Below are 24,817 nucleotides of genomic sequence, written 5' to 3' on the forward strand. Positions count from 1 at the left end.
CGTCGTCCTCCCTGGGGAGGAACCGCTGATCGCTCGGCGTGTCCAATACCGCGAAACTCGGCCTCGCTGCAAGTGCGCCGCCGAACCGGCGCTTAGGGTGGCTCGTGTGTGGCGAGCAGAGGGCAGCGTCGTGGCCGGCGGAGAACGCGCCGAGGGCGCCGTCGTGACGCCGGGAGACCTCGGTCTGGCCGAACCCGGCGTCGTGGTGGCGCACATCGCCGATCCCGAGCGCGAGCGCCTGCGCCGACAGGCCGCCGAACTGGGCGGCCGTTCCACGCTCCTCCACTTCACCGATTCCCTCGACTCGTCGATCGAGATCACGAAGGCGCACCCGGGCAGCCTGCCGCAGTTCATCACCGGCCGGTCGACGCTGCTGTCGAACCTGTTCCGCGACGAGGTCGCCCTGCGCAACGCGCGTCTGGCCGCCGAGCGGATCACCGCCAAGAACCTCGAGCTGCGCACCACCCGCGGCCTCGAATCCGTGCACCTCGCCGTCGGGCTGGCCCAGTGGCGACTCGGCGGACTCGAGTGCTCCGCGCCCGTGCTGCTGCGGCCGCTCGCCATCCGTCGCCACCACGGCGACTTCGAGCTGAAGCTCCACGGGTCGTTCATCGTCAACCCCGAGCTCGTGCGCGCGATGCGTACCCATTTCGGCATCGAACTGGACGGTGCCGGGCTCGCCGCCCTCGCGCACGACGGCGGCGTCTTCAAGCCGCAGCCGGTGATCGACCACCTGCGCGCGCTCACGTCGTGGGTCGACTCGTTCGTCGTGAAGCCCCGCCTGCTGGTCTCGACCTTCGCCGATGTCGGCGGCGGCATGGCCCGCGACGCGGCCGACCTCGACCACCCCGTGCTCAACGCGCTCGCCGGCCATCCGGCCGATCGCGAGACGCTCTCGCTGCGGCGGCCGATCCCCGCCGTGACCAGCCCCGACGAGCGCCCGCCGGCGGCCGACACCCTTCTTCTCGACGCCGACTCCGAGCAGGAGCGCGTGCTCGCGCGCATCACGTCGGGTCAGTCGCTGGCCGTGCACACCCTTCCCGGCACGGGCGGCACCCAGACGGTCATCAACGCGGTCGGCGCGCTCGTGCGCGACGGCAAGCGCGTGCTCGTGGTCAGCGCCCGCAGCTCCACGCTCGACGGCATCCGCCACCGCCTCGCCGGCATCGGCCTGCCGGGGCTCGCCGTGTCGCCGCGCACCCTCCAGCGCGACCTGATCCGCGCGATCGGTCGCAACGAGAAGGCGGAGCAGCCGAAGGTCGCCGACATCGACGACGCACTGGTGCGGCTCCGGGGCGTCCTGCGCGACTATCGCGGAGCCGTGACGGCGAAGCATCCGTCGCTCGGCGTCTCGGTGCTCGAGATCCTCCGGGCGCTGGCGACGCTGGCCGGACGCGATGTGCCGCCGTCCACCTCGGCCCGATTCGACGCGCTCACGCTCGAGCGCCTCGCCGACACGCGCGCCGAGGCAGCGGCCAAGCTCGCGGCCGCGGCCAGGCTCGGGGAGTTCCGCTTCGGACCCGACGACTCGCCCTGGTACGGCGTGTCGTTCGCCACCACCGAGGAGGCCCGATCCGCCCACGCGCTGGCGGGCAAGCTGCAGCGCAGCGACGTCCGCAGCCTGCTCGAGCGCGGGTACGAGCTCATCGCGCAGACCCACATGCGGCCGTTCCAGACGATCGCCGAACTGGGCGTGTACGTGCGGCTGCTGCAGGGCATCCGCGACTCGCTCGACCGCTTCAGCCTCACCGTCTTCGAGCGTCCGCTGGGCGAGCTGATCCAGGCCCACGGCCCGCGCCGCGACGCGCCGAACATGACCGGGGCGAACCGTCGACGCCTGCGCCGGCTCTCTCGCGAGTACGTGCGTCCCGGCGTGCACGTGCCCGACATGTACGAAGCGCTCCTGCGCATCCAGCAGCAGCGCACCGAGTGGCAGCGCTTCGTCGATCCCGGTGTCACTCCCGACGTGCCCATCGGCCTGTCGGATGTGCATGTGGCCTGGCAGCGGGTGGACGCGGAGCTCGCCGAGCTCGACGCCATCCTCGGGCGCGACGAGGCCGACCGGCTGGCCACGCTTCCGGTCAAGCAGCTCGTGCGCACGCTCGCGGGCCTCGCTGCGGACTCCGACGTCTTCGACAATCTCAAAGAGCGGGCGACCCTGCGCACCGACCTCGCACGCCTGGGTCTCGAGCCGCTGCTCATCGAGCTGTCGGTGCGTCACGTGCCTGAGGACCGGGTCGCCGACGAGCTCGAGTTCGCCTGGTGGCAGTCGGCGCTCGAGCTGCTGCTGCGCACGGACCGCGCCGTCCTGGGCGCGAACACGGCCGTCGTCGATCGCCTGGAGCGCGACTTCCGGCTCGTCGACGAGGCGCACGCCGCGGCATCCGGGCCCCTCCTCGCCGCCCAGCTGGCGACGCAGTGGCGCATCGGGATCGTCGACGACGCCCGCGAGGCCGCCGCGCTGAAGGCCTCCCTCAAGGCCGGCGCGGTCACGCCCGCCGAACTCGCGACCGTCGCTCCGACGCTCTCGCGCACGCTCGCGCCGGTCTGGCTCGCGTCGCCCTACGACGTTCCCGAGATCCCGGCGTCGCCGTCGTTCGATGTCGTCATCGTGGCGGATGCCGCGGCCCTCTGCCTCGCCGAAGCGGCACCCGCCCTGCGCCGCGCACGCCAGGTCGTCGTGTTCGGCGACCCGGTCACGCAGAAGCCGACCCCGTTCCGGGTGGCCGCCGGCATCCCGGGCGACGAGCCGGAGTCCGAGGAGCCGTTCGACTCGACGAGCGTGTTCGAGCGGCTGGCCGAGCTGCTGCCGGTCGAGACCCTGACACGCAGCTACCGGGCCGGGGGAGAGGACCTCGCCGAGCTCGTCAACGGCGCGTTCTACGGCGGCGAGCTCGTGTCGCTGCCGTGGGCCGGTTCGTACCTCGGCCGGGGAAGCCTCAGCGTCGACTACGTCGAGGGCGGCACCGGCACGCCCGACCCGGTGACCGGGGCGGTCGAGAGCCCCGACGCCGAGGTGCGGCGCGTCGTGACGCTCGTCGTCGAGCACGCCGTGAACCGCGGCAGCGAGTCGCTCATGGTCGTGACGGCCAGCACGCGGCACGCCGAGCGCATCCGGGCCGCGGTCGAGGCGGCGTTCGCCGGGCGTTCCGACGTCGCCGACTTCGTCTCGCGCGACACCGCCGAACCGTTCGCCGTCCTCACGCTCGAGGAGTCGGTGGCCGAGAGCCGCGACCGCGTCATCTTCTCGCTCGGATTCGGCCTTACCAAGCACGGCCGCGTGCTCAGCGATTTCGGCGACCTGTCGACGCCCGACGGGGAGCGGCTGCTCACGGTGGGCATGACGCGCGCCCGGCGGTCGATGGTCATCGTCTCGTCGATCCGGCCCTCCGCGTTCGACGACGGGCGGCTCGAGCACGGCGCCGCGACGCTGATGTCGATCCTCGGCGGGCTGGCCGCCCGTTCGCGCGACGCGCGGCTGGAAGACCTCGCCGACCCGCTCACCCTGGGACTCGCGCGCGAGCTGCGTCGGCTGGGGCTCTCGGTCGATGTGCACTACCGGGGGCTGCTGCCGCTCGTGGCGCAGCACGACGGCAAGGCGGTCGTGGTCGAGAGCGACCCCGAGACGATCGGCGAGTCGCTGCGGGAATCCCTGCGGCTGCGTCCGCAGATCCTCCGCCGCCTCGGCTGGCACTACGTGCGGGTGCACTCGTTCGACCTGTACGGCGATCCTGCCGGGGTCGCGGAGCGCATCGCGGCGATGCTCGGCGTCTCGCCCGAGGCTCCGCGGGTCGAGACCGACACGCAGCCCCTCGATGTGCCCTGACGAGCGTCAGCGGATCGAGCGGGTGCCCGGCACGCGGCGCGTGAGGCTGACTCCCGCGCCCGGGACGAGCGCCGAGCCCGTGCCGGGCGATGAGGCAGGGACGGATGCCGCGGCCGCGGGTGCTTCGGACACGCCCGCCGGCCCGAACGACGCCCGTCTCAAGCGCGACGTCCCCCCGCACTGGTGAAGCGATCGGGGTGCCGGGCTCGAGGTCACGCCCTCCCAGACGGCCGCTCGGTCTGGAGCAGGTCGCGGATCTGCACCAGCAGCTCCTGCTCGGTGGGCAGCTTCGGCTCCTCGTCCGCGGGCGTGACGCCGGCCTTCGCCGCCGCGCGCTCCTTGATCCGGTTCATGGGGTACACGAAGACGAAGTAGACGACGACGGCGACCGCGATGAACGCGATGATCGCGTTGAGGAGGTCGCCGATGGGGAAGGTGACCGGACCCCACAGCCCCTGCACCGTGATGCCGACCTTGCCGTCGGCGTCGGGCTTCCATACGAGTTCGATCAGGGGATTGATGATGCTCGCGACGATGGCGTTCACGACCGCGGTGAAGGCCGCGCCGATGACCACGGCGACCGCGAGGTCGATGACGTTGCCGCGGAGGATGAACTCCTTGAAGCCTTTGATCACGTGATGCTCCTCACTGCCGCCGGCCTACGCCGGTCAGGTCCCGGTCGAGGCGGGGGAGGATGTCGCCTCGGACTTCGATGATGGCGAAGATGTCGAGGAGCCGCCAGCCGAGGCATCCGTCGACCCGCCCGAGGACGAGGCGCGCGAGTCGGTGCGGTAGAAGCCCGATCCGTTGAAGGTGACGCCGATCGAGCCGTACTCCTTGCGCAGCGGACCGCCGCATTCGGGGCACTCGGTGAGGGTCGGGTCGGCGAAGGACTGCACGGCGTCGAAGCGGTGTCCGCACTGCTTGCAGGCGTAGGCGTAGGTGGGCATGTCTCTCTCGGAGGGATCAGCGCCGGACGGGCGCGAGGACCAGGGTCTGCGTGGGGGTGACGACGCCGGTGACGGGCTGGTCGTGCACGTCGCTCGGGACGTCGTCGAGGATCTCGGAGTCGAAGACCACCGCGTACACGGGCGGGCACCCCTCCATCGATCCGATGGTCTTGTCGTAGTACCCGCGACCCCACCCGAGCCGCATGCCGGAGCGGTCCACGGCCGCCGCGGGGATCACGAGCAGGTCGACGTCGTTCACGGCGATCGGGCCGAGCAGCTCACCGACCGGCTCGGGGAGTCCGAACATTCCCTCGGCGATGTCGAGGTCGGGCGTGGCGACCGACCAGTCCAGCAGGCCGTCGGCGCGCGTCACGGGAAGGAGGACCCGGATGCCGCGCTCCACGGCCGCAGCGACGAACGTGCGCGTGTCGGGCTCGGTCGTGGTGGAGAGGAAGCACGACATCGACCTCACGCCCAGCTTCTCGATTAGCGCGTCGAGCTGCGCGTGGACGCCGGCCGAGGCGGCTTCGCGGGCCGCGGGGGAGAGGATCTGGCGTCGCTCCCGCAACTCGGCGCGCAGCGCCCGCTTGGCGTCGGCGATCGCGTCGGACATGCTCCGATTGTAAGCGGCGTGCCGGGGACGGTCGCTCTCCACGTATCGGGCGCGTTACCACCGTGTCAACGAGCCGGGACCGAAAGTGTTTCCCCCATAGAATGCCTGGCATGCCTCACACCCCCATCAAGGCCGTCATTCCCGCCGCAGGGCTCGGGACACGATTCCTTCCCGCGACCAAGGCGATGCCCAAGGAGATGCTGCCGGTCGTCGACAAGCCGGCGATCCAGTACGTCGTGGAAGAGGCGGCTCAGGCCGGCATCGACGACATCCTCGTGATCATCGGGCGGAACAAGAACGCGATCTCGAACCACTTCGACTCGGTCCCTGAGTTGGAGGAGAAGCTCAAGCACAAGGGAGACGACGACCGCCTCCGCCGGGTCGTGGCATCGAGCGATCTCGCCGACATCCACTTCGTCCGTCAGGGCGAGCCGAAGGGACTGGGGCACGCCGTGCTGCGTGCGAAGGCGCACGTGGGGGACTCGTCGTTCGCGGTGCTGCTCGGCGACGATCTCATCGACGAGCGCGACGCCCTCCTCACCACCATGCTCGAGGAGCACGAGCGCACCGGGGCGACCGTGATCGCGCTGATGGAGGTCGACCCGCACCAGATCCACATGTACGGCGCGGCGGCGGTCGAGCAGACCGACACCGACGGCGTCGTGCGGGTGACCGGTCTCGTCGAGAAGCCGAAGAAGGAGGACGCGCCGTCGAACCTCGCCGTGATCGGCCGGTACGTGCTCAGCCCGAACGTGTTCGAGATCCTCGAGCGCACCGAGCCGGGCAAGGGCGGCGAGATCCAGCTCACCGACGCGCTGCAGGAGCTCGCGGCCGACCCCGACGGGCCGGGCGTGCGCGGAGTCGTCTTCCGGGGTCGCCGGTACGACACCGGCGATAGGGTGGACTACATCAAGGCCATCGTCCAGCTCGCCTCGGATCGCGATGATCTGGGGCCCGAGCTCCGACCCTGGTTCAAGGAGTTCGCGGCGAAGCTCTGACGCCGCCGGCACAAGGGGGTCACGGTGGATCTTTCGGCTCCCCGTCGGCACGGACCGGTCTCGATCCGGCTCGTGCGGCCCCGTGACGCCCGCGTGCTCCAGAACGAGCTCATGTCGAACCGCGACTGGCTGCGGCCGTGGGAGGCGACGAGCCCCGACGGGCCGGTGTCGTTCGACATGCGGCTCGGCGTCCGCCGGCTGCTGCAGCAGTATCGCGACGGCGCCGGCGTGCCGTTCGTGATGGAGTACGACGGCGAGATCGCGGGTCAGCTGAACGTCTGGGGGATCGCCCGGGGGTCGCTCGCCTCGGCGACCATCGGGTACTGGGTGAGCAAGCGCTTCGCGGGTCGCGGCATCACGCCGACCTCGGTCGCGCTCGCCACCGACATCTGCTTCGACGAACTCCGGATCCACCGGATGGAGATCTGCATCCGGCCCGAGAACCAGGCGAGCCTGCGCGTGGTCGAGAAGCTGGGCTTCCGCTACGAGGGTCTGCGTCGCCGCTACATCCACATCGACGGCGATTGGCGCGACCACTACGCCTTCGCGCTGACCAGGGAAGAGGTGCCCGAGGGGGTGCTGCGACGCTGGGTGGACGGCCGTGCCCCGCACGAGGCGGCGACGGTTCCGCCGGCGGATCGCCTGCACGCTTAGGCGACACGCGAACGGATGCCGCGGCCCCGGCATTCCCGTCACCTACCGTTGACCCATGGACGGGCAGGTGCTGGGCGGGGGCGTCATCATGCTCGTCGCCGTGCTCCTGTGGCTCGTCTACCTGCTGCCCTCCTGGTACAGCCGTCGTCAGTACGACTCCGCCGAGCGCAACGCGGTCCGTCTCAACCAGGCGCTGCGGGTGCTCGCCGAGACGAGCGAGACCCCCGAAGAGGTGCGGCTCGAGCTGAACGCCCGCACGGCGATGGCCCAGCAGCGCCTCGCGCGCCAAGCGCTGGCTCAGCGGGAGTCGGCAGCCCTCGAACACGCCAAGGTCGATCTCGAGCGCGCGCGGGCCGACCGCATCGCCAGTGAGGCGGCCGCCAAGATCGAGCTCGAGCGCGCTCGCGCCGAGCGTGCTGCCGCGGAAGCGGCCGCCCGAGCGGAGGTGGAGGCGGCGCAGGCCGCCGCGCGCGCCGAGATCGAGGCGGCGCAGGCCGCTGCCCGGGCCCAGGTCCTCGCCGCACGGTCGACGCCGGCGGCTCGCCGGGCACGAGCCCGTCGCCGGTTCCGGCTCGGGGCGACCCTGCTCGGGATCGCCGGTCTCGCGATGGCGGGCTGGGGAGCGTACGTCGTCGTGACGACGGGCGCGCAGGTGTGGATGTGGTTCGGCGCGGCGCTGGCCGCGGCATCCGGTGTCGTGCTCCATCGCCTGTCGCAGGTCGCGGCCCGCGCTGTCGTCGCCGTCGCCGAACCGGCCGCCCGCGCCGACGTGTCGGTGCAGGATGTCGAGCTCGAGCAGGTGTCGCGGGAGTGGGCTCCGCGAGAGCTGCCGCGTCCGCTCACGGCGTCGGCCGGATCCCGCGCCTCTGCGGTGCTCGAGGCGGAGGCCGCGCGCGAGGCGCTGCGTCAGGCGGCCCTCGAAGAGGCGATGCGCGAGCGGGCCGAGGCGCAGCGTCCGCCGTCGATCGACACGGCCCGGGTCGCGCGCTCCGCGGCGACGGACTTCTCGCGCATGGGTTACGTCGACGACGCCGAGATCGAGGCGCACGTTCGTGACCTGCTCGCTCGCCGTGCCGTCGGCGCCTGAACCCGGACGGATCTTCGCGGCGGTTCCGCCCTTCGCAGAATGCGCTCCCGACCGCAGGATCGGCCGGAGAGTCTGCGAGTTTCGCGCGATTGTGCGAAGGATCGGGCTGGTCGGGGAGTCCCGCTGGGGCGTGATAATCTAACGGAGGTTCACGGGCCTGTGGCGCAGTTGGTAGCGCGCTTCGTTCGCAATGAAGAGGTCAGGGGTTCGAATCCCCTCAGGTCCACCGACGAGATTTGGGCTCACCCGTAGGGTGGGCCCAAATCTCGTCTATAGGCGCTGCGATTCGAGGAGGAGGCCGCGTGAGCGGCCGACGGAGTCCCCTCAGGGAACCCGCAGCTCCTCGGGGGCGACGACCACGTCGACGAGGGCGCCGTTGCGCCAGACCGTCATCTCCATGCGTCGCCCGATGGCGTTCTCGACCATCAGTCGCTGCAGTTGCGTCGCGCTGTGGATCGGGACGTTGTCGATCGAGATCACGATGTCTCCGCGGCGGGCGCCCGCCTGGGCGGCGGGACTGCCCTCGACGACCGAGGCCACCTGCATGCCCGTGCGCGTCCCGATGCGGGCAGCCAGCTCGGGGCTGAGGGTGATCTCGGCGCCGGCGACGCCCAGCCACGCGCGGCGGACGCGCCCCTTCGCCATGAGGGCGTCGATGATCTCGCGGGTCGTGGTGTTGATCGGCACGGCGAGCCCGAGTCCGAAGCCGGCGACGGCGGTGTTCACGCCCACCATGCGCCCGGCGCTGTCGGCGAGCACGCCGCCCGAATTCCCCGGATTGAGGGTCGCGTCCGTCTGGATCACCTCGTCGACCACGCGTCCCGCCCGTGTCGGCAGCGATCGGCCGAGCGCGGACACGATCCCGGCGGTGACGCTGCCGGCCATGCCGAGCGGGTTGCCGAGCGCCACCACGAGTTGACCGACTCGCAGCTTCGCGGCATCCCCCCACGGCACCGGCGGGGGAGCGGACCCCTCCGCCTGCAGCACGGCGAGGTCCGACAGGGGATCGGTGCCGAGCACCCGCGCGCCGCTCACGGTGCCGTCGGCGAACGCGACCTCGACGCGACGCGCCCCTTCGACGACGTGGGCGCTGGTGAGCAGGTGCGCGTCGTCCGAGATGACCGACGCGCTTCCCGCGCCCGTACCCCGGGGAGTGCGCACCGTGACCGCCGCCACCGACGGCAGCGTCGTCTCGGCGATGCGCACGACCGCCGCGGAGTAGGCGTCGAGGGCGTCGTCCGGTTCCATGCCACCCATCTCAGCACCGTCTCCGCGCGCGCGGCCCGCGTTCGCCGACGGCGCACGCCCCTCGCCGAGTCGCCAGAACACGCCGATCGCGAGCGCGCGCGGCGGCGTGTCTTGGCGACTCGGGGTGAGGCATCGCCGAGGGCTCGAGCGACGCGCCCGATCAGCTCCCGGCGTCGGCGAGCGGCCACACGTCGAGCGCGCGGGCGCGGGCGGCGGCGGATGCTGCGGCCACCGCACCGGTCACCACCACGTCGGCGCCCAGCGGCGACACCACCAGCTCGGGCGCCGGCAGATCGAGATCCGTCGGCAGCAGTCGCCGGGCGGCGGCGACGACATCCTCCACGCCGGCCGAGATCCCGCCCGAGATGACCACGCGCTGCGGGTCGAACATGCTGCCCAGGACGCTCACGATGCGGGCCAGCACGGCGCCGACCTGCTCGGCGATCGTCCGTGCCGCCTCGTCGCCCTGCGAGGCGAGTTCGAGCACCGCCCGGGCGTCGAGCCGGTCCGGTTCCACCGCTGCGAGCGCGCTGCCTGCTGCCGTGCCGTCCGCGACGGCTTCCGCCGCGAGAAGCTCGGCCCGCTCACCGAGGCCGGCCGCCGATCCGACGCCCTCGACGTGGTCGAACGCGACCATCTCGCCGACACCGCCGTGGCGCCCGCGCAGCAGCACGCCGTCGACGACGACGCCGGCCCCGAGGCGCGCGCCCGCGAGGAGGGCGATGTAGTCGCGGCATCCGATCGCCGCCCCCACCGTCCCCTCGGCGACAGCGGCGAGGGACGCGTCGTTCTCGACGTGGGCGATCGGGGCCCATCCGAGCGCCTCGACGAGGTCGGGGTTCATGCGCTCCCAGAACCCGGTCGGATGCCGCGGCGAACGCCCGTGGACGTTGACGGGTGCCGGCACGCCGACGGTGATCGCGAGGACGTCGCCGCGGGTGCGACCGGCGTCGCTCAGGGCCCGGTCGACGCCGGCGGCGATGAGGGCGGAGCGCGCGGCCGCGTCGTCTTCATCGAGCACCTGCGTCGCGCGGTACGTGGCAAGAGGACGCGAGCGCAGGTCGGTGACGACGGCGGTGAGGTGAACGTGCCCCGCGTCGACACCGACGAGGACGGCCGCGTCGTCTCGGAGTGCGAAGCGACGCGCCGGCCGTCCTTTGCGGTAGTCGCCGGCGAGGCGCGCGTTCGGCAGCTCGCGCAGCAGCCCGAGCCTCGTGAGCGCGTCGAGCGCGTCGATCGCGGTGGACCGCGTCAGGCCGGTGGCCTGCATCGCCTCGGTCGCCGTGAATTCCCCGGTCGTCCACGCGAACGCGAGCACGGCGTCGTGGCTCGCCGGCCGGTTCGCCGGGGAGGGAAGGGGCGGTGTCGGGTATTGACCTCTCCAGTCCACGCCTGCAATACTGCCCTGAGGGAGTTGATTTGGCGAATAAATCTACTCTCGGACAATGTCAGCGCAACGAAGCGTGTGGAGGACGACGGTGTCGAGATCGGCAAGACGAATGATCGCCGGAGCGGCGGTGGCGGTCCTGGGTGCGGCGCTCCTCGCGGGGTGCTCGGCCGACGGGCGCGAGACCATCCGCTTCACGTTCAGCAAGCGGGAGGCGCTGGAGTTCATGCAGGGCGTCGTCGCGGATTACAACGCCTCGCAGGACGACGTCCGCGTCGAGATGGACACCTCGGGCGTCGACGTGGTGTCGGCCAGCTTCGTGCGCGGCAACCCGCCCGACCTGATGCTCGCGAACTACAACTACGAGGTGGCGAGGTTCGTGCAGCGGTGCGCGCTCACCGACCTCTCCGACACCGAGGCCGCCGCGAGCACGCGCGAAGACCTGCAGCCGCTCATGGATCAGTACGGCCGGTGCGAGGGACGCGTCAGCGCGCTGCCGTACTCCGTGATGGCGGCATCCGTCATCTACAACACGCAGATCTTCGAAGACAACGGGCTCGAGGTCCCCACGACGTGGGACGAGCTGATCGAGGTGTGCCAGACGCTTCAGGATGCCGGGATCACGCCGTTCTACGCGACCTTCAAGGACGACTGGACGGTGGGTCAGGGCTGGTACGACTACGCGGCCGGGGGCTCCCTCGATGTCATCGACTTCTTCAGCGGCCTGGCCGAGGAGGGGACCGAGGTCGGCCCCGGCTCCGAGGTGTCGTTCCAGAAGGACTTCGCCGACCCGATGGACAAGATGCTCGAACTGGCGAGCACCTACGTCAACGACGACGCGGAGAGTCGCGCATACGGCGACGGCAACCTCGCCTTCGCCAACGGCGAGGCGGCGATGTACCTCCAGGGGCCGTGGGCGTTCGGCGAGATCGCGAAGTCGGCGCCCGACCTCGAGCTGGGCACCTTCCCCCTGCCCATGACCGACGACCCGTCGGATCTCGCGGTGCGGGTGAACATGGACCTGGCCGCGATGATCCCTGAGGGTTCGCGGCATCAGGAGGCGGCCCGCGACTTCCTCGAGTACCTCTATCAGCCCGAGATCATCGAGGCCTACAACGCGTCGCAGCTGGGCTTCGCCCCCACGGAAGGAGCCGCGCCGCCCGACGATCCCCGCATCGAGGGCATGCAGGAGTACTACGACAACGGACAGGTCTATCAGGGTCCGTCGGTGCTCGTCCCCAAGACGATCCCGGTCTTCAACTACACGCAGGCGATGGTGTTCGGCGCGGAACCCGAGTCCGTCCTCCGCACGATGGACCAGGACTGGGCGCGCCTGGCCTTCCGTCAGCCCGCGCCGTCCCTCGAGACGAAGGAGTCCTCGAAGTGACCACCACCACCACCATCGTCACCGGCGGCGACCGCAGAGCGCGGCGCAGCAGCCGCAAGGTCGAGCCGATCTACTACCTCTTCCTGCTGCCGAGTCTCGTGCTGTTCACGCTGGCCATCACCGTCCCCGGTGTGATCGGCATCTTCTTCAGCTTCACCGACTCCATCGGCATCGGCGACTGGAACTTCATCGGGCTGACGAACTACATCGCCCTCTTCAGCGACCCGGCCATCCTGCAGAGCTACCTGTTCACCTTCGGCTTCGCGATCGCGACGGTCATCACCGTCAACGTGTTCGCGTTCCTCCTCGCGGTGGGGCTGACCTCGCGCATCCGCTTCAAGACCGGCCTGCGGACCATCTTCGTGATCCCCATGGTGATCTCGGGCATCATCATCGCCTACGTCTTCAACTTCCTCTTCTCCAACTCGATCCCGGCGGCCGGGTCGGCGCTGGGGATCGGATGGCTCGAGACGAGCCTCCTCGCGAATCCCGATCTCGCCTGGGTGGCGATCGTCATCGTCACCGCGTGGCAGGCCATCCCGGGGACGCTCCTCATCTACATCGCGGGCCTGCTGTCGGTCCCCGGCGAGGTGTACGAGGCGGCGGACATCGACGGAGCGTCGAAGGCGCAGCAGCTCTTCCGCATCACCCTGCCGCTCGTGGCCGGCTACGTCGTCATCAACGTGATCCTCGGCTTCAAGGGCTTCCTCAACGCGTACGACATCATCGTCGGCCTGACCAACGGCGGACCCGGCACCGCGACGCGCAGCATCGCGATGACGATCATCGCCGGCTTCAACGGCGGCGACTACGCCTACCAGATGGCCAACGCGACCATCTTCTTCATCGTCGCCGTCCTCATCTCGCTGCTCCAGCTCTCCCTCACCCGCGGAAGGAACCAGCTCGCATGACCGTCACCAGCCAGCCGGCGCTCGCCTTCGAGCAAGCCGACGTGTCACTCGGGCTGCAGAGCAAGCGGCCCGCCAAACGCCCCAAGATGGAGCGACCCAACTGGTCGTGGACCGTCATCCTGATCCTGTGCGCGGTCACCGTGCTGCTGCCGCTGTACGTCACCGTCTCGATGGCCTTCAAGACGACCGGACAGGCCGTGGACGGCAACGCGTTCTCGCTTCCCGCCCCGTTCAGCATCGACGGATTCGTCCAGGCCTGGAACCTCACCAAGTTCCCGGTCGGCGCGGCCATCTCGCTCCTCGTGACCGCGGGCACCGTCGCCGCGACGATCGTCCTGGCGGCGTTCGCGTCGTACGCGATCGTGCGCAACTGGGACCGGCGGCTCTTTCGGTACTCGTTCTTCTACCTGCTCGCGGCGATGTTCATCCCCTTCCCGGTCGTGGCCCTGCCGCAGATCCAGCTCACCGGCCGCGTCGGACTCGACAACCCGTTCGGCGTGATCATCCTCGCCACGATGTTCCAGCTCAGCTTCAGCGTGTTGCTGTTCACGGCGTTCCTGCGATCGATCCCGATCGAGCTGGAGGAGAGCGCGCGCATCGACGGCGCCACGACGTGGCAGACCTTCTGGAGGCTGATCTTCCCGCTCCTGGCGCCGATGAGCGCCACGGTCGGCATCTTCGCCTTCCTGTACGCGTGGAACGACTTCATGATGCCGTCGCTCATCATCTCCGACCCGGCCTTGCAGACGTTGCCGGTGAGGCAGAACCTGTTCCAGACGCAGTTCAGCAACAACTACAACGTGGCGTTCGCCTCGTACCTCATGGCCATGGCTCCCGCCATCGTCGCCTACCTCTTCACCCAGCGATGGGTGATGGAGGGCGTGACCCAGGGCGCCGTCAAGGGCTGAGGCGGAGCATCCGCCCTTCTGATATCCCGTTCTCCAGAACCACCGTCACGACAGCACACGAAAGGATCTGCACCCTGTGACAACCTCCACCGACCTCGCGCCCGACACCGCCCTCGCGAACACGATTCCCCAGTGGTGGCGTCAAGCCGTGGTCTACCAGATCTACCCCCGCAGCTTCGCCGACTCGAACGGCGACGGGCTCGGCGACCTCCCCGGCATCACCTCGCGCGTCGACTATCTCGCCGAGCTCGGCATCAACGCCGTGTGGCTGAGCCCCTTCTACCCGTCCGAGCTCGCGGACGGCGGGTACGACGTGGCCGACTACCGCAACGTCGACCCTCGGCTGGGAACCCTCGACGACTTCGACGCCATGCTGTCCGCGCTCCACGCGCGCGGGATCAAGGTCGTGGTCGACATCGTGCCGAACCACACCTCCGACCAGCACGCGTGGTTCCAGGAGGCGCTCGCCGCCGGCCGCGGCTCCGCCGCTCGCGAGCGCTACATCTTCCGCGAGGGCACCGGGCCCGACGGCGCCGAGCCGCCCACGGACTGGGTCTCGGTCTTCGGCGGTCCCGCGTGGACGCGCGTGGAGGAACCGGACGGCAGCCCGGGTCAGTGGTACTTCCACAACTTCGCGACCGAGCAGCCCGACCTCAACTGGGACCACCCCGACGTGCACGAGGACTTCCTCACCACGCTGCGGTTCTGGTCGGACCGCGGTGTCGACGGTTTCCGCATCGACGTCGCCCACATGCTCACGAAGGACCTGACCGAGCCGCTCCCGACGCGGCAGGAGCTCGAGCTGCTTCCCCGCGACGGCAGCCACCCGCTGATCGACCGCGACGACGTCCACGAGATCTACGCCGAGTGGCGGACGGTCTTCGACTCGTACGACCCGCCGCGAACCGCGGTGGCCGAGGCGTGGGTCGACCCGTCGCGCATCCACCTGTACGCGCGGCCCGAGAGCCTGGGTCAGGCGTTCAACTTCGACCTGCTCGAAGCCGAGTTCGACGCGGGCGAGTTCCGCTCGATCATCTCGAGCAACCTGGCCCTGGCGGCGGAGTCCGGCTCGTCGAGCACGTGGGTGCTGTCGAACCACGACGTGGTGCGGCATGCCACCCGGTACGGTCTCCCCGCGCCCAGCCCCGAGTCGACGGCACCGGTCCGCCACGGCGGCGAGTGGCTGCTCAACGGCGGCGACGAGGCGCTGCTCGACCGCGAGAAGGGCCTGCGCCGGGCGACCGCCGCGACGCTGTTCATCCTCGGCCTGCCCGGATCGACCTATATCTACCAGGGCGAGGAGCTCGGCCTGCATGAAGTGGCCGACATCCCCGCGTCCGAGAGGCAGGACCCGACGTTCTTCCGCACGCACGGCGAGGAGATCGGGCGTGACGGATGCCGCGTCCCACTGCCGTGGACGGGTGACGGCGCCTCGTTCGGCTTCGGCGGCGGCGATGCGCACCTTCCGCAGCCCGAGTGGTTCGCGCGGTACGCCGTCGATGTCGAGGACGCCGATCCGGGCTCGACGCTGAACCTGTACCGCCGCGCGCTGCATCTGCGCGAGCGGTTGCAGACCGGTGAGCGCCTGGAGTGGATCGAGACGGGCCGCGACGACGTGCTGCGGTTCGCGCGCCCCAACGGGTGGCAGATCGTGACGAACTTCGGCACCGAGCCCTACGCCCTCGACGGCGGTCGCGTCGTGCTCTCGAGCGGCCCGGCTGCCGATGGCGAGCTTCCGGGGGAGACGACGGCCTGGCTCGCGCCGGACGGCTTGGAGGACTGACGCCGGGGGGCCGTCAGCGAGGAGCGGATGCCTCGGCCACCCGATTGCGGGGGCCGAGGCATCCGTCTCTCTCGTGACCGGTGCCACGGTGCCGGAACGAGCGGTGCGGGGCGAGCGGTGCGGGACGCTACGGTGAAGACCGTGCCCTTCGCGCTCGCCCTGACCGTCGTCCTCGCTCTGCTCTCGCTGTTTCAGCTGGCCCTCGTGCTGGGGGCGCCGATCGGCCGCTTCGCCTGGGGCGGCCAGCACCGGGTGCTGCCCGCGCGCCTGCGCATCGGCAGCGCGGTGTCGATCCTGATCTACGCGCTGATCGACCTCATCGCATGGGACCGGGTCGGGGCGGTCGACGTCTTCCCCGAACCGTTCTCTGAGGTCGCCATGTGGGTCGTCTTCGGCTACTTCGTGCTCGGCATCGGGATGAACGCCATCTCACGGAGCAAGCCCGAGCGCTACACGATGGTGCCGGTGTGCATCGTGCTCGCCGCGCTGTCGTTCGTCATCGCGACCGGTGCGGGCGAGCTCACCCCGGCCGTATAGCCGCGGCGGCCGCCCGCGCGGCGGCGGGCAGCGCGTCGACGATCTGGCCGACGGCGTCATCGTTGTGCGCGGCCGAGACGAACCACGCTTCGAAGACCGAGGGCGGCAGCGAGACGCCCTGGTCGAGCATGGCGCGGAAGAACGGCGGGTAGCGGAACGCCTCTTGGGCCTTCACGGTCGCGTAGTCGGTGGGTGCGGTCGCCGTGAACTGGATCGAGAACAGGTTGCCCGAGCGCTGCACGACGTGGGTGACCCCGGCGTCGGCGAGGGCCGATGCCGCGGCGTCCGCGATCGTCGCGGCGGCAGCGTCGATGCGGGCGTACGCTGCGGCGTCGAGATGCTCGAGCGTCGCGCGACCCGCGGCGACCGCGAGCGGGTTCCCGCTGAGCGTGCCCGCCTGGTAGACCGGGCCGAGCGGTGCGAGGAGCTCCATGAGAGCCGTCGGTCCGCCGAGGGCCGCGAGGGGCAGCCCACCGCCGACGACCTTGCCGAACGTGATGAGGTCGGGGGAGAACGGCACCGGGTCGATCCCGTACCAGCCCGCGGGCCCGACCCGGAAGCCGGTCAGCACCTCGTCGAGGATCAGCAGGGCACCATGATCGTGGGCGAGGTCGGCGATGGCGGCGTTGAAGCCGTGCGCGGGCGGCACGATGCCCATGTTGGCCGGTGCGGCCTCGACGATGATCGCGGCGATGTCGGAACCGCGCGCGGCGAACACCTCGCGCAGCGCGTCGAGGTCGTTGTACGGCACCACCAGCGTCTGTGCGGCGACGGCGGTCGGCACGCCCGCAGAGCCGGGCATGGCGAGGGTCGCGACGCCCGATCCCGCTTCGGCGAGCAGCCCGTCGGAGTGGCCGTGGTAGTGGCCGGCGAACTTCACCACCAGGTCGCGTCCGGTCGCTCCGCGCGCGAGGCGGATCGCGGTCATGGTCGCCTCGGTGCCGGTCGAGACCAGGCGCACCCGCTCGATCGGGCGGACTCCGTCGCGGGCGACGCGGGAGGCGATCAGCTCGGCGAGCTGCGTCTCGCCGGGGGTGGAGGCTCCGAAGCCGAGGCCGCGGGCCGCGGCATCCTGGACCGCCTCGACGACGGCCGGGTGAGCGTGCCCGAGGATCGCGGGACCCCACGAGCCCACGAGGTCGACGTATTCGCGCCCCTCGACGTCGGTCACGCGGGGTCCCGACGCTGAGACGAAGAAGCGCGGTGTGGTGCCGACCGAGCCGAAGGCGCGCACGGGCGAGTTCACCCCGCCGGGCATCGCGCTTCGCGCGCGCTCGAATTCCTGCACGTTCGTGGTCATCGGATCCATCCCGCCAGCTCGACAGCCCAGTAGGTCAGCACGGCGTCGGCGCCCGCACGCCGGATGCCGAGCACCGATTCCTCGATCGCGCGGCGACGGTCGATCCAGCCGTGGGCTGCGGCGGCCTCGATCATCGCGTACTCGCCCGACACCTGATACGCCCAAACCGGGACCGTGCTGGAGGCGGCGGCGTCGGCGAGCACGTCGAGATAGCTCATCGCCGGCTTCACCATCACGATGTCGGCGCCCTCGGCGATGTCGAGGTCGATCTCGAGTGCACCTTCGCGGCGGTTCGCGGCGTCGAGCTGGTAGGTGCGGCGGTCGCCCTGGAGCGAGGACTGCACCGCCTCGCGGAACGGTCCGTAGAAGGCCGACGCGTACTTCGCGGCGTAGCCCAGGATCGGGGTGTTGCCGTAACCGGCACCGTCGAGGGCGTCGCGGACGGCGGCGACCTGGCCGTCCATCATGCCGCTGAGGCCCAGCAGCTGCGACCCCGCCTCGGCCTGGGCGATGCCCATGGCGCGGTAGCGCTCGAGGGTGGCGTCGTTGTCGACGTACCCGTCCGCGTCGAGCACACCGCAGTGGCCGTGATCGGTGAACTCGTCGAGGCACAGGTCGGTCTGCACGACAAGCGCGTCGGCCGCCTCGGCCACGGCGATCCGCGTGGCGACGTTGAGGATCCCGTCGGGGTCTGTCGCGCCGGTGCCCGTCGCGTCCTTGTGCTCGGGCACGCCGAACAGCATGATTCCGCCGATGCCGGCGGCCGCGGCATCCGCCACCGCGCGCTTGAGGCTCTCGGTCGTGTGCTGCACGACACCCGGCATCGAGGAGATCGGCACGGGGTCGCCCGCTCCTTCGCGCACGAACATCGGAAGGACGAGGTCGGCCGCGTGCAGACGCGTCTCTGCCACGAGTCGCCGCATCGCGGGCGTGGCACGGAGGCGCCGGGGCCGGAACGCGGGGCCGGCGCCCGCGGCGCGGGAGAAGCGGTCGTCGTCGAGGATGCTCACGGGCGCGCTCCGGTGAGGTCGGCGGCGCCGCGGTCGAGCAGTTCGCCGGCGACGGCCCGGGCGACGTCGATCGGCGCGTCGTCATCGGGCCAGGTCGTGGCGTGGGAGGACGTGAGCACGGTCGCGCCGTCGAGGCTGTACACGCTCGCCGACAGCAGCAGCAGGCCCGCGTCGACCACGGCGCGAGCGCCGACGGGAGCGGAGCAGCCGGCCTCGAGGAGTGCCAGCACGCCGCGCTCCGCCTCGACCGCGGCGCGCGTCTCGGCGTGGTCGAGCGCCCGCACGAGGTCTTCGTCGCCGTGGCGGACCTCGACCGCGAGGGCGCCCTGGCCGGGAGCGGTCGGCCAGCGGTCGGCGTCGAGCAGTTCGGTGACGACATCCATCCGGCCCAGGCGCCGCAGGCCGGCTGCGGCCAGGATCACCGCATCGAGGTCGCCGGGGGCGACACGGCCCAGTCTGGTGTCGACGTTGCCGCGGATGTCGACCACCTCGATGTCGGGCCGTCGCGCCCGCAGCTGGGCCATGCGCCGAGGGGAGCCGGTGCCCACCCGAGCGCCCTCGGGCAGCTCGTCGAGGGTGAGACCGTCGCGGGCGCAGAGGGCATCGCGCGGATCTTCGCGGGCGGGCATCGCTGCGACCACCAGTCGGTCGTGAGGTGCGGTCGGCAGGTCTTTCAGCGAGTGCACGACGAGGTCGCAGCGATCGTCGAGAAGTGCGTCGCGCAGAGCGCCGGTGAAGAGGCCGGTGCCGCCCGCGCGGGAGAGAGGCTCGTTCGAGCGGTCGCCGTCGGTCGTGATCGTGACCAGCTCGGTCGTCACGCCGGTCGCATCGGCGAGATCGTCGGCCACCATGCCCGTCTGGGTGAGTGCGAGCGCACTGCCTCGCGTGCCGATGCGCAGCGTCGTCACGCCAGCACCTCGGCGACCTCGTCGAGGCCGATGCGGCGACCGGTGAAGAAAGGGACCTCTTCGCGGACGTGCCGGCGCGCCTCGGTCTGGCGGAGGTGACGCATGAGGTCGACGAGGTCGACCAGCTCGGGGGCCTCGAGCGCCAGGATCCACTCGTAGTCGCCGAGCGCGAACGAGGCGACGGTGTTGGCGAGCACCTGGCGGTACTGCGATCCCTTGCGCCCGTGCTCGCCGAGCATCGCGCGACGCTCCTCCTCGGGGAGGATGTACCACTCGTACGAGCGCACGAACGGGTAGACGGTGAGCCAGGCCTCCGCGTCCTTTCCGCGCATGAACGCGGGGAGGTGGCTCGCCGTGAACTCGGCGTCGCGGTGCACGCCCATCGCATTCCACACGGGCAGCAGCGAGGCGAGGGGCTGAGTGCGCCGCAGGGTGCGCAGCCCGGCTTGGAGCACCTCGGGTTCGGTGCCGTGCAGCCACACCATCAGGTCGGCGTCGGCCCGGAGGCCCGACACGTCGTACCACCCGCGCACGGTGACGCCGGATGCTTCGACCTCGGCGACCGCGGCGGTCAGATCGCCCGCGGGGGCGGGGCGGGAGGGGTCTCGGCGGAACACGGCCCACAGCGTGTAGCCGAGCACCTCCTTCTCGGTCGTGGGGGCAGCCGAGTTGTCGCTCATGACTTCCATTGTTTCATCCCGGGGAGGGGCGGTCGGCCGCGTGTGGACGGACGGCGCCCCGCCGGGCGGTCAGCGCGCCAGGAGGGCGGCGGCGGTCCGCTCGGCGTGGGCGACGATGCCTGCCAGGCCCGACCCCGCGACCGTCTCGCCGACGACCGCCTCGACCCCCGGGACGACACCGGATGCCTCGTCCCCGGCCGGGCGCGTCCAGCTGACGACCGCAGAGCCGGCCACGACCGGCAGCTCCACCCCCAGCAGGGTCTCGGCGTCGGCGCGCGCGGTCGCCACGGGGTCGTCCGGCGTCTCGTCGTACGACAGGCGCAGGACGTGCCGGCCGGCCGCCGCGTGCCGCAGCCACTCCCACTTGGCGGTCGCGTGCGTCAGCGCTCGGGCGTGCACCGGAGCCCCCGTCGCGACGAGCATCCCGCTGCCGCGGGGCGCGGCATCCAATTCTCCCTGCTCCACGACCAGGGTGACGAGGTCGATCCGTCGTCCGGACGGCGCGACCCCCGTGAAGTCGGCTGCCGCCACGACGACGCGACCGGTCAGCGTCGACGGGTCGTCCACGCGCGTCCGCAGTCGGATGGCGCCCCCGTTCTCGGTCACGTCGGCGGCCAAGGCGGTCACGAGGCGGTGCATGCCCCCGCGGATGCCCGCGACCGCCGCGCCCGGGGGAGCGGCCTCGCGCAGCGCTCCGACGCCGCCCGCGAGCGACCCGGTCCGGGCCACCTCGTCGGGGAGCCTGGGGTGCGCACGCGACAGGGGGAGGGTGTCCGGATGCTGCGAATGCACGCCATGCACGACGGGAGCCACGAGCCGCTCCAGCATGTCGTCGCCCATCCGCGTGCGGATGAGTCCGCCGAGGCTCCGTGTCGCCCAGTCCGGCGCGAGCGGCTCGGCGTCGAGCTCGGCCGCCCGAAGGGCGGCGCGGCGGCCGACGACACGCACGACGTCGTCGGCGAGCGGGTTCGCGGGGATGCCGAGGAGCGCGGTCGCGGGGAGCGGCACGGGGTCGCCGGAGGCCGGCTGCAGCCATGCCGGCCCGGGGCGCGGCGCCACGACGTCGTCGGCGAGGTCCACCTCGCGAAGGAGCGCCGCCACCGTGCCGTCGCGGACGGCGAAGCTCTCCGCTCCGGCGTCGAGCGCGATGCCGGCGACCTCGTGCCGTGCGACCGGGCCGCCGAGGCGATCGGATGCCTCGAACACCACCACGTCCGCGCCCGCGAGGGCGAGCCTGCGGGCGACCACCAGACCGGCGACGCCGCCGCCGACGACGGTGAAGTCAGCCATGCGCGTGAACGAGTTCCACCACCCGGGTGAGCACCGTCGGGTCGGTCTCCGGCGGCACGCCGTGACCGAGATTGACCACGTGCGCCCGCGCCGCGCGTCCTCGCTCGAGCACGTCGCGCACGTGGGCTTCGAGCACGCGCCACGGCGCGGCGAGCAGAGCGGGGTCGATGTTGCCCTGGAGCGGGACGTCGGCGCCGACGCGGCGGGACGCCTCATCGAGCGGGAGGCGCCAGTCGACGCCCATCACGTCGACGCCGACGGCGTGCATCGCCGAGAGCAGTTCGCCCGTGCCGACGCCGAAGTGCACGAGCGGCACGCCGAGCGCCCGGGCGCGCTCGAGGGCGCGGGCCGAGTGCGGCGCGACGTGGGTCGTGTAGTCGGCGAGGCTGAGCGAGCCCGCCCACGAGTCGAACAGCTGGCCGGCCGACGCGCCGGCCTCCAGCTGAGCTTCGAGGAACGCGCCGGTCACGTCCGCGCACCACGACAGCAGGGCATGCCACGTCTCGGGTTCGGAGTGCATCAGGGCGCGGGTCGTGAGCTGCTCCTTCGACGGGCCGCCCTCCACGAGGTACGAGGCGAGCGTGTACGGCGCCCCCGCGAATCCGATCAGGGGAGTGGAACCGAGCTCGCCGACGGTCCGTCGCACGGCCTCGCGGATCGGCTCCAGTGCGGCCGGATCCAGTGGGGGCAGCGACGCCACGTCGGCGGCCGTGCGCACCGGCTCCGCCAGCACCGGCCCGCGGCCGGGGACGATCCGCACATCCACCCCGGCGAGCTTCACCGGGATCACGATGTCGCTGAAGAAGATGCCCGCATCGACGCCGTGCCGCCTCACCGGCTGCAGCGTGATCTCACTCGCCAGCTCGGGCTGAAGACAGGCGTCCAGCATGTCGGTCCCCATCCGCAGCTCGCGATACTCGGGGAGCGATCGGCCCGCCTGCCGCATGAACCACACCGGCGTCGTCTCGGGGCGCTCGCCGCGGTAGGCGCGGATCAGCGGCGGCGCGACGTAGCCGTCGGCGAGGGTCGGGTGCGATTCTTCCAGGGGCACGGAGACAACCTTAGGCGTCCGCTTCGACCGGCACTCCCGGGGTGCCTTAACATGGATGTGTGCTCCTCTGTCTCACCGCGAACCATCGGAACGCGAGTCTCGAAGTCCTGGAGCGACTCTCTCAGGGGGCACCGACGGCCACCCGCGCCCTGGTCGACGACGAGCTGTTCGTCGCCGGCGCGGTGGTGCTCGCCACCTGCAACCGCTTCGAGGCCTACCTCGACATCGACGAGCCGCTCACCGGAGGCGAAGCGGTCGCGGTCGAATCCGTCGTCGAGGCGATGGCCGAAGCATCCGACATCCCGGTCGACCTGCTGCGCTCGTCCGTCGCCGTCCATCAGGGACCGGATGCCGCCGCCCACCTCTTCGCCGTGACGAGCGGTCTCGAGTCCGTGGTCGTCGGCGAAGACGAGATCTCGGGTCAGGTGCGGCGCGCACTCGACACCGCGCGGGCCGAGGGCACGACCAGCGGTGAGCTGGAGCGCCTCTTCCAGAAGGCGACCCACACCAGCCGCGGCATCCGCAATCGCACCGGACTGCGCGGCACCCACCGGTCGCTCGTGCGGTTCGCGCTCGAGCTCGCGTCCAGCCGCATCGCGGACTGGTCTGCGGCCCGGGTCATCATCGTGGGCACCGGGCGCTACGCCTCCCGCACGGTCGAGGCGGTCCGCGCCCGCGGCGCGGCCGACATCCGCGTCTTCTCGCCCTCGGGGCGCGCGAGCGCTTTCGCGGCCAAGCACGGTCTCGTGCCCGTCGAGGACTTCGGCGTGGCGGCCGCCGACGCCGACGTCGTCATCACCTGCACGGCCGACGCGGTCGTGCACGCCGACGCGTTCACGCCCGGCCACCGTGTGCTCGTCATCGACCTCGGTCTGCCGCGCAACGTCGATCCCGCCGTGGGGCGCGTCGACGGGGTCGAGCTGCTCGATCTCGAGACCATCCGTCTGCACGCGCCGCTCGACGAGTTCAGTGCGCACTCCGACGCGCGCGCCATCGTGGGCGACGCCGCCACCGAGTTCGCCGCCGACCGTGAAGCCGGTCCCGCGATCACCGCGCTGCGCAGCGAGGTGCTCGGGATCGTCGAGTCCGAGATCGCCCGCGCACGGGCCCGGGGTGCGGGCGACGAGACCGAGGCGGCGCTGCGCCACCTCGCCGGGGTGCTGCTGCATCGCCCCTCGGTGCGCATCCGAGAGCTCGCGGTCGAGGGCCGCATCGACGAAGCGCGCAGGGCGCTCGAGACGCTGCACGGCCTGACCGTCGAAGAGACGGCGCCCACGGCCGGCGACGCCTGGTCGCCGCGCATCGCCTGACGCGTTGGTCGGTCCGGTCGGTCGATCCGGGGCCGCATCGCGCTTCCGCTTGACTCTCACGCTGTGTCAGGGTCGAGCGTGGTCTCCACCATGTACACCATCGGAGAGTTCGCCGCCCTCGGGCGCGTGAGCGTGCGGATGCTGCGGCACTACGACGCGATCGGACTGCTGCAGCCCGCGCGCGTCGACGACCGCACCGGGTACCGGCACTACGCCCCGGATCAACTCGGCGCGCTCCTGCGCATCGTCGAGCTGCGCCACCTCGGGTGCGGGCTGGACGAGATCGCCGGCGTCCTGTCGGCATCCGACTCGTCGGCCGCGCTGCACGACCTCCTCGTGCGTCGACGCGCCGAGCTGGAAGCGTCCATCGCGAGCGACAGCGAGCGGATCTCGCACATCGACGAACGTCTCCGTCGTCTGGAAGGAACCGACATCATGTCGACCACTGTCGAATACCGCGGCATCGAGCCCGTCACCGTCTACGCCGTCCACGGCCGGGCGCCCGGCATGGGGCCCGAGAACGTCTCGCCGGTCATCGACCCGCTGCTGGGGCGCCTGATCGGCGCGATCGAGACGGCCGGGGGAGAGCCCCTGGAACCGGGCGTGTTCTGGTACGAGTCGGTTCCCGACTCCGAGGAGCTCAGCGTCCACGTCGCGTTCACCGCCGAACAGCCGCCGCGCCCCGCAGACGGGTACGAGGTGGTGGAACTGCCCCGCCTGGAGACGGCCGCGATTCTCACGCACCGAGGTGACATGCCGAGCATCGGGAGGTCGTGGATGGCGCTCTTCGAGCGGATCGTCGAAGACGGGTACCAGGTCGTCGGGCCGGTCCGCGAGGTGTACCTCCATGCTCCGGTCGATCGGCCGCAGTCCGAGTGGGTCACCGATCTGGTGGCGCCGGTCGCACGGGTGGAGGAGGGGTGACCTTCGGCCGTACGGTCGGGTCAATCGTCGTGATGTTCGATAGAGCGGTCGCATC

23 protein-coding genes and 1 tRNA gene are annotated in these 24,817 nt (G+C 71.4%); 12 read left to right on the forward strand and 12 right to left on the reverse strand.

Annotated elements, in window-relative coordinates; all coding sequences use genetic code 11:
- The first annotated feature begins 130 nt into the window (after positions 1-130).
- Complete coding sequence (locus tag ACFUTX_RS03640) at positions 131-3,826, forward strand: AAA family ATPase (RefSeq protein ID WP_378860821.1); 3,696 nt, start codon at positions 131-133, stop codon at positions 3,824-3,826.
- A gap of 6 nt (positions 3,827-3,832) precedes the next feature.
- Here the strand turns inward: ACFUTX_RS03640 and ACFUTX_RS03645 are convergent, their stop codons facing one another.
- The 4 genes from ACFUTX_RS03645 to ACFUTX_RS03660 form a co-directional block, all read right to left on the reverse strand.
- A complete protein-coding gene (locus ACFUTX_RS03645) occupies positions 3,833-3,958 on the reverse strand; it encodes a hypothetical protein (RefSeq protein WP_378860822.1) in 126 nt (41 codons plus the stop codon).
- Between the two features lie 80 nt (positions 3,959-4,038).
- Positions 4,039-4,461: a large conductance mechanosensitive channel protein MscL gene (gene mscL, locus ACFUTX_RS03650; RefSeq protein WP_378860823.1), complete on the reverse strand. Its 423-nt coding sequence runs from the start codon at positions 4,459-4,461 to the stop codon at positions 4,039-4,041.
- 33 nt (positions 4,462-4,494) lie between these two features.
- Positions 4,495-4,776 (reverse strand): FmdB family zinc ribbon protein, encoded by a 282-nt coding sequence (locus ACFUTX_RS03655; RefSeq protein WP_378860824.1) that lies wholly within the window; start codon positions 4,774-4,776, stop codon positions 4,495-4,497.
- A 16-nt stretch (positions 4,777-4,792) separates the two neighbouring features.
- Complete coding sequence (locus ACFUTX_RS03660) at positions 4,793-5,389, reverse strand: 5-formyltetrahydrofolate cyclo-ligase (RefSeq protein ID WP_378860825.1); 597 nt, start codon at positions 5,387-5,389, stop codon at positions 4,793-4,795.
- A gap of 110 nt (positions 5,390-5,499) precedes the next feature.
- Between ACFUTX_RS03660 and galU the strand changes: the two genes are divergently transcribed.
- The 4 genes from galU to ACFUTX_RS03680 all read left to right on the forward strand — a co-directional run bounded on the left by galU (position 5,500) and on the right by ACFUTX_RS03680 (position 8,354).
- Positions 5,500-6,387: a UTP--glucose-1-phosphate uridylyltransferase GalU gene (galU, locus tag ACFUTX_RS03665; RefSeq protein ID WP_378860826.1), complete on the forward strand. Its 888-nt coding sequence runs from the start codon at positions 5,500-5,502 to the stop codon at positions 6,385-6,387.
- A 24-nt stretch (positions 6,388-6,411) separates the two neighbouring features.
- On the forward strand, positions 6,412-7,041 hold the full coding sequence (locus tag ACFUTX_RS03670; RefSeq protein WP_378860827.1) for a GNAT family N-acetyltransferase: 630 nt from the start codon (positions 6,412-6,414) through the stop codon (positions 7,039-7,041).
- Positions 7,042-7,096: 55 nt separating this feature from the next.
- Complete coding sequence (locus tag ACFUTX_RS03675) at positions 7,097-8,128, forward strand: large exoprotein (RefSeq protein WP_378860828.1); 1,032 nt, start codon at positions 7,097-7,099, stop codon at positions 8,126-8,128.
- A 153-nt stretch (positions 8,129-8,281) separates the two neighbouring features.
- A tRNA-Ala gene (locus ACFUTX_RS03680) sits at positions 8,282-8,354 on the forward strand.
- A gap of 98 nt (positions 8,355-8,452) precedes the next feature.
- On the opposite strand, the gene ACFUTX_RS03685 is transcribed toward ACFUTX_RS03680, so the two are convergent.
- A complete protein-coding gene (locus tag ACFUTX_RS03685) occupies positions 8,453-9,376 on the reverse strand; it encodes a S1C family serine protease (RefSeq protein ID WP_378860829.1) in 924 nt (307 codons plus the stop codon).
- Positions 9,377-9,536: 160 nt separating this feature from the next.
- Entirely contained in the window at positions 9,537-10,766 is a 1,230-nt protein-coding gene (locus tag ACFUTX_RS03690) for an ROK family protein (RefSeq protein ID WP_378860830.1), read from the reverse strand.
- 109 nt (positions 10,767-10,875) lie between these two features.
- Between ACFUTX_RS03690 and ACFUTX_RS03695 the strand changes: the two genes are divergently transcribed.
- The 5 genes from ACFUTX_RS03695 (at position 10,876) to ACFUTX_RS03715 (ending at position 16,289) form a co-directional block, all read left to right on the forward strand.
- The gene (locus tag ACFUTX_RS03695) at positions 10,876-12,150 is read left to right on the forward strand and encodes an ABC transporter substrate-binding protein (RefSeq protein WP_378860831.1); all 1,275 of its coding nucleotides are present in this window, start codon (positions 10,876-10,878) and stop codon (positions 12,148-12,150) included.
- Positions 12,147-13,061 (forward strand): carbohydrate ABC transporter permease, encoded by a 915-nt coding sequence (locus ACFUTX_RS03700; RefSeq protein WP_378860832.1) that lies wholly within the window; start codon positions 12,147-12,149, stop codon positions 13,059-13,061. The genes ACFUTX_RS03695 and ACFUTX_RS03700 overlap by 4 nt, the downstream gene beginning before the upstream one ends.
- A complete protein-coding gene (locus ACFUTX_RS03705) occupies positions 13,058-13,969 on the forward strand; it encodes a carbohydrate ABC transporter permease (RefSeq protein ID WP_378860833.1) in 912 nt (303 codons plus the stop codon). Before ACFUTX_RS03700 ends, ACFUTX_RS03705 begins: the two co-directional genes overlap by 4 nt.
- A 76-nt stretch (positions 13,970-14,045) precedes the next feature.
- On the forward strand, positions 14,046-15,752 hold the full coding sequence (locus tag ACFUTX_RS03710) for an alpha-amylase family glycosyl hydrolase (protein WP_378860834.1): 1,707 nt from the start codon (positions 14,046-14,048) through the stop codon (positions 15,750-15,752).
- 141 nt (positions 15,753-15,893) lie between these two features.
- Entirely contained in the window at positions 15,894-16,289 is a 396-nt protein-coding gene (locus ACFUTX_RS03715) for a hypothetical protein (protein ID WP_378860835.1), read from the forward strand.
- On the opposite strand, the gene hemL is transcribed toward ACFUTX_RS03715, so the two are convergent.
- The 6 genes from hemL to hemE all read right to left on the reverse strand — a co-directional run bounded on the left by hemL (position 16,273) and on the right by hemE (position 22,528).
- Positions 16,273-17,589 carry a glutamate-1-semialdehyde 2,1-aminomutase gene (gene hemL / locus ACFUTX_RS03720; RefSeq protein ID WP_378860836.1) on the reverse strand — a complete coding sequence of 439 codons (1,317 nt, stop codon included), beginning with the start codon at positions 17,587-17,589 and terminating at the stop codon, positions 16,273-16,275. The genes ACFUTX_RS03715 and hemL overlap by 17 nt on opposite strands.
- Positions 17,586-18,512 (reverse strand): porphobilinogen synthase, encoded by a 927-nt coding sequence (hemB, locus tag ACFUTX_RS03725; RefSeq protein WP_378861054.1) that lies wholly within the window; start codon positions 18,510-18,512, stop codon positions 17,586-17,588. The genes hemL and hemB overlap by 4 nt, the downstream gene beginning before the upstream one ends.
- Before the next feature lie 83 nt (positions 18,513-18,595).
- Positions 18,596-19,507 (reverse strand): hydroxymethylbilane synthase, encoded by a 912-nt coding sequence (gene hemC, locus ACFUTX_RS03730; RefSeq protein ID WP_378860837.1) that lies wholly within the window; start codon positions 19,505-19,507, stop codon positions 18,596-18,598.
- Positions 19,504-20,196: a hydrogen peroxide-dependent heme synthase gene (gene hemQ / locus ACFUTX_RS03735; protein ID WP_378860838.1), complete on the reverse strand. Its 693-nt coding sequence runs from the start codon at positions 20,194-20,196 to the stop codon at positions 19,504-19,506. Before hemQ ends, hemC begins: the two co-directional genes overlap by 4 nt.
- Positions 20,197-20,256: 60 nt before the next feature.
- Positions 20,257-21,477, reverse strand: coding sequence for a protoporphyrinogen/coproporphyrinogen oxidase (locus ACFUTX_RS03740; RefSeq protein WP_378860839.1), 1,221 nt, complete (start codon positions 21,475-21,477; stop codon positions 20,257-20,259).
- A complete protein-coding gene (gene hemE / locus ACFUTX_RS03745; protein ID WP_378860840.1) occupies positions 21,470-22,528 on the reverse strand; it encodes a uroporphyrinogen decarboxylase in 1,059 nt (352 codons plus the stop codon). The genes ACFUTX_RS03740 and hemE overlap by 8 nt, the downstream gene beginning before the upstream one ends.
- A gap of 59 nt (positions 22,529-22,587) precedes the next feature.
- Between hemE and ACFUTX_RS03750 the strand changes: the two genes are divergently transcribed.
- The gene (locus ACFUTX_RS03750; protein ID WP_378860841.1) at positions 22,588-23,838 is read left to right on the forward strand and encodes a glutamyl-tRNA reductase; all 1,251 of its coding nucleotides are present in this window, start codon (positions 22,588-22,590) and stop codon (positions 23,836-23,838) included.
- 78 nt (positions 23,839-23,916) lie between these two features.
- A complete protein-coding gene (locus tag ACFUTX_RS03755; RefSeq protein ID WP_378860842.1) occupies positions 23,917-24,762 on the forward strand; it encodes a MerR family transcriptional regulator in 846 nt (281 codons plus the stop codon).
- Positions 24,763-24,817: the final 55 nt, after the last annotated feature.

The sequence above is a fragment of the Microbacterium sp. NPDC057407 genome, from assembly GCF_042803895.1.
Classification (GTDB): domain Bacteria; phylum Actinomycetota; class Actinomycetes; order Actinomycetales; family Microbacteriaceae; genus Microbacterium.

Coding starts and splice junctions, on each gene's coding strand:
- ACFUTX_RS03740 (WP_378860839.1), bottom strand. CDS start 21,477: ATGGCTGACTTCACCGTCGTCGGCGGCGGCGTCGCCGGTCTGGTGGTC.
- hemL (WP_378860836.1), bottom strand. CDS start 17,589: ATGACCACGAACGTGCAGGAATTCGAGCGCGCGCGAAGCGCGATGCCC.
- hemQ (WP_378860838.1), bottom strand. CDS start 20,196: ATGGAAGTCATGAGCGACAACTCGGCTGCCCCCACGACCGAGAAGGAG.
- ACFUTX_RS03660 (WP_378860825.1), bottom strand. CDS start 5,389: ATGTCCGACGCGATCGCCGACGCCAAGCGGGCGCTGCGCGCCGAGTTG.
- ACFUTX_RS03655 (WP_378860824.1), bottom strand. CDS start 4,776: ATGCCCACCTACGCCTACGCCTGCAAGCAGTGCGGACACCGCTTCGAC.
- ACFUTX_RS03675 (WP_378860828.1), top strand. CDS start 7,097: ATGGACGGGCAGGTGCTGGGCGGGGGCGTCATCATGCTCGTCGCCGTG.
- ACFUTX_RS03705 (WP_378860833.1), top strand. CDS start 13,058: ATGACCGTCACCAGCCAGCCGGCGCTCGCCTTCGAGCAAGCCGACGTG.
- hemB (WP_378861054.1), bottom strand. CDS start 18,512: ATGCGGCGACTCGTGGCAGAGACGCGTCTGCACGCGGCCGACCTCGTC.
- ACFUTX_RS03685 (WP_378860829.1), bottom strand. CDS start 9,376: ATGGAACCGGACGACGCCCTCGACGCCTACTCCGCGGCGGTCGTGCGC.
- ACFUTX_RS03695 (WP_378860831.1), top strand. CDS start 10,876: ATGATCGCCGGAGCGGCGGTGGCGGTCCTGGGTGCGGCGCTCCTCGCG.
- galU (WP_378860826.1), top strand. CDS start 5,500: ATGCCTCACACCCCCATCAAGGCCGTCATTCCCGCCGCAGGGCTCGGG.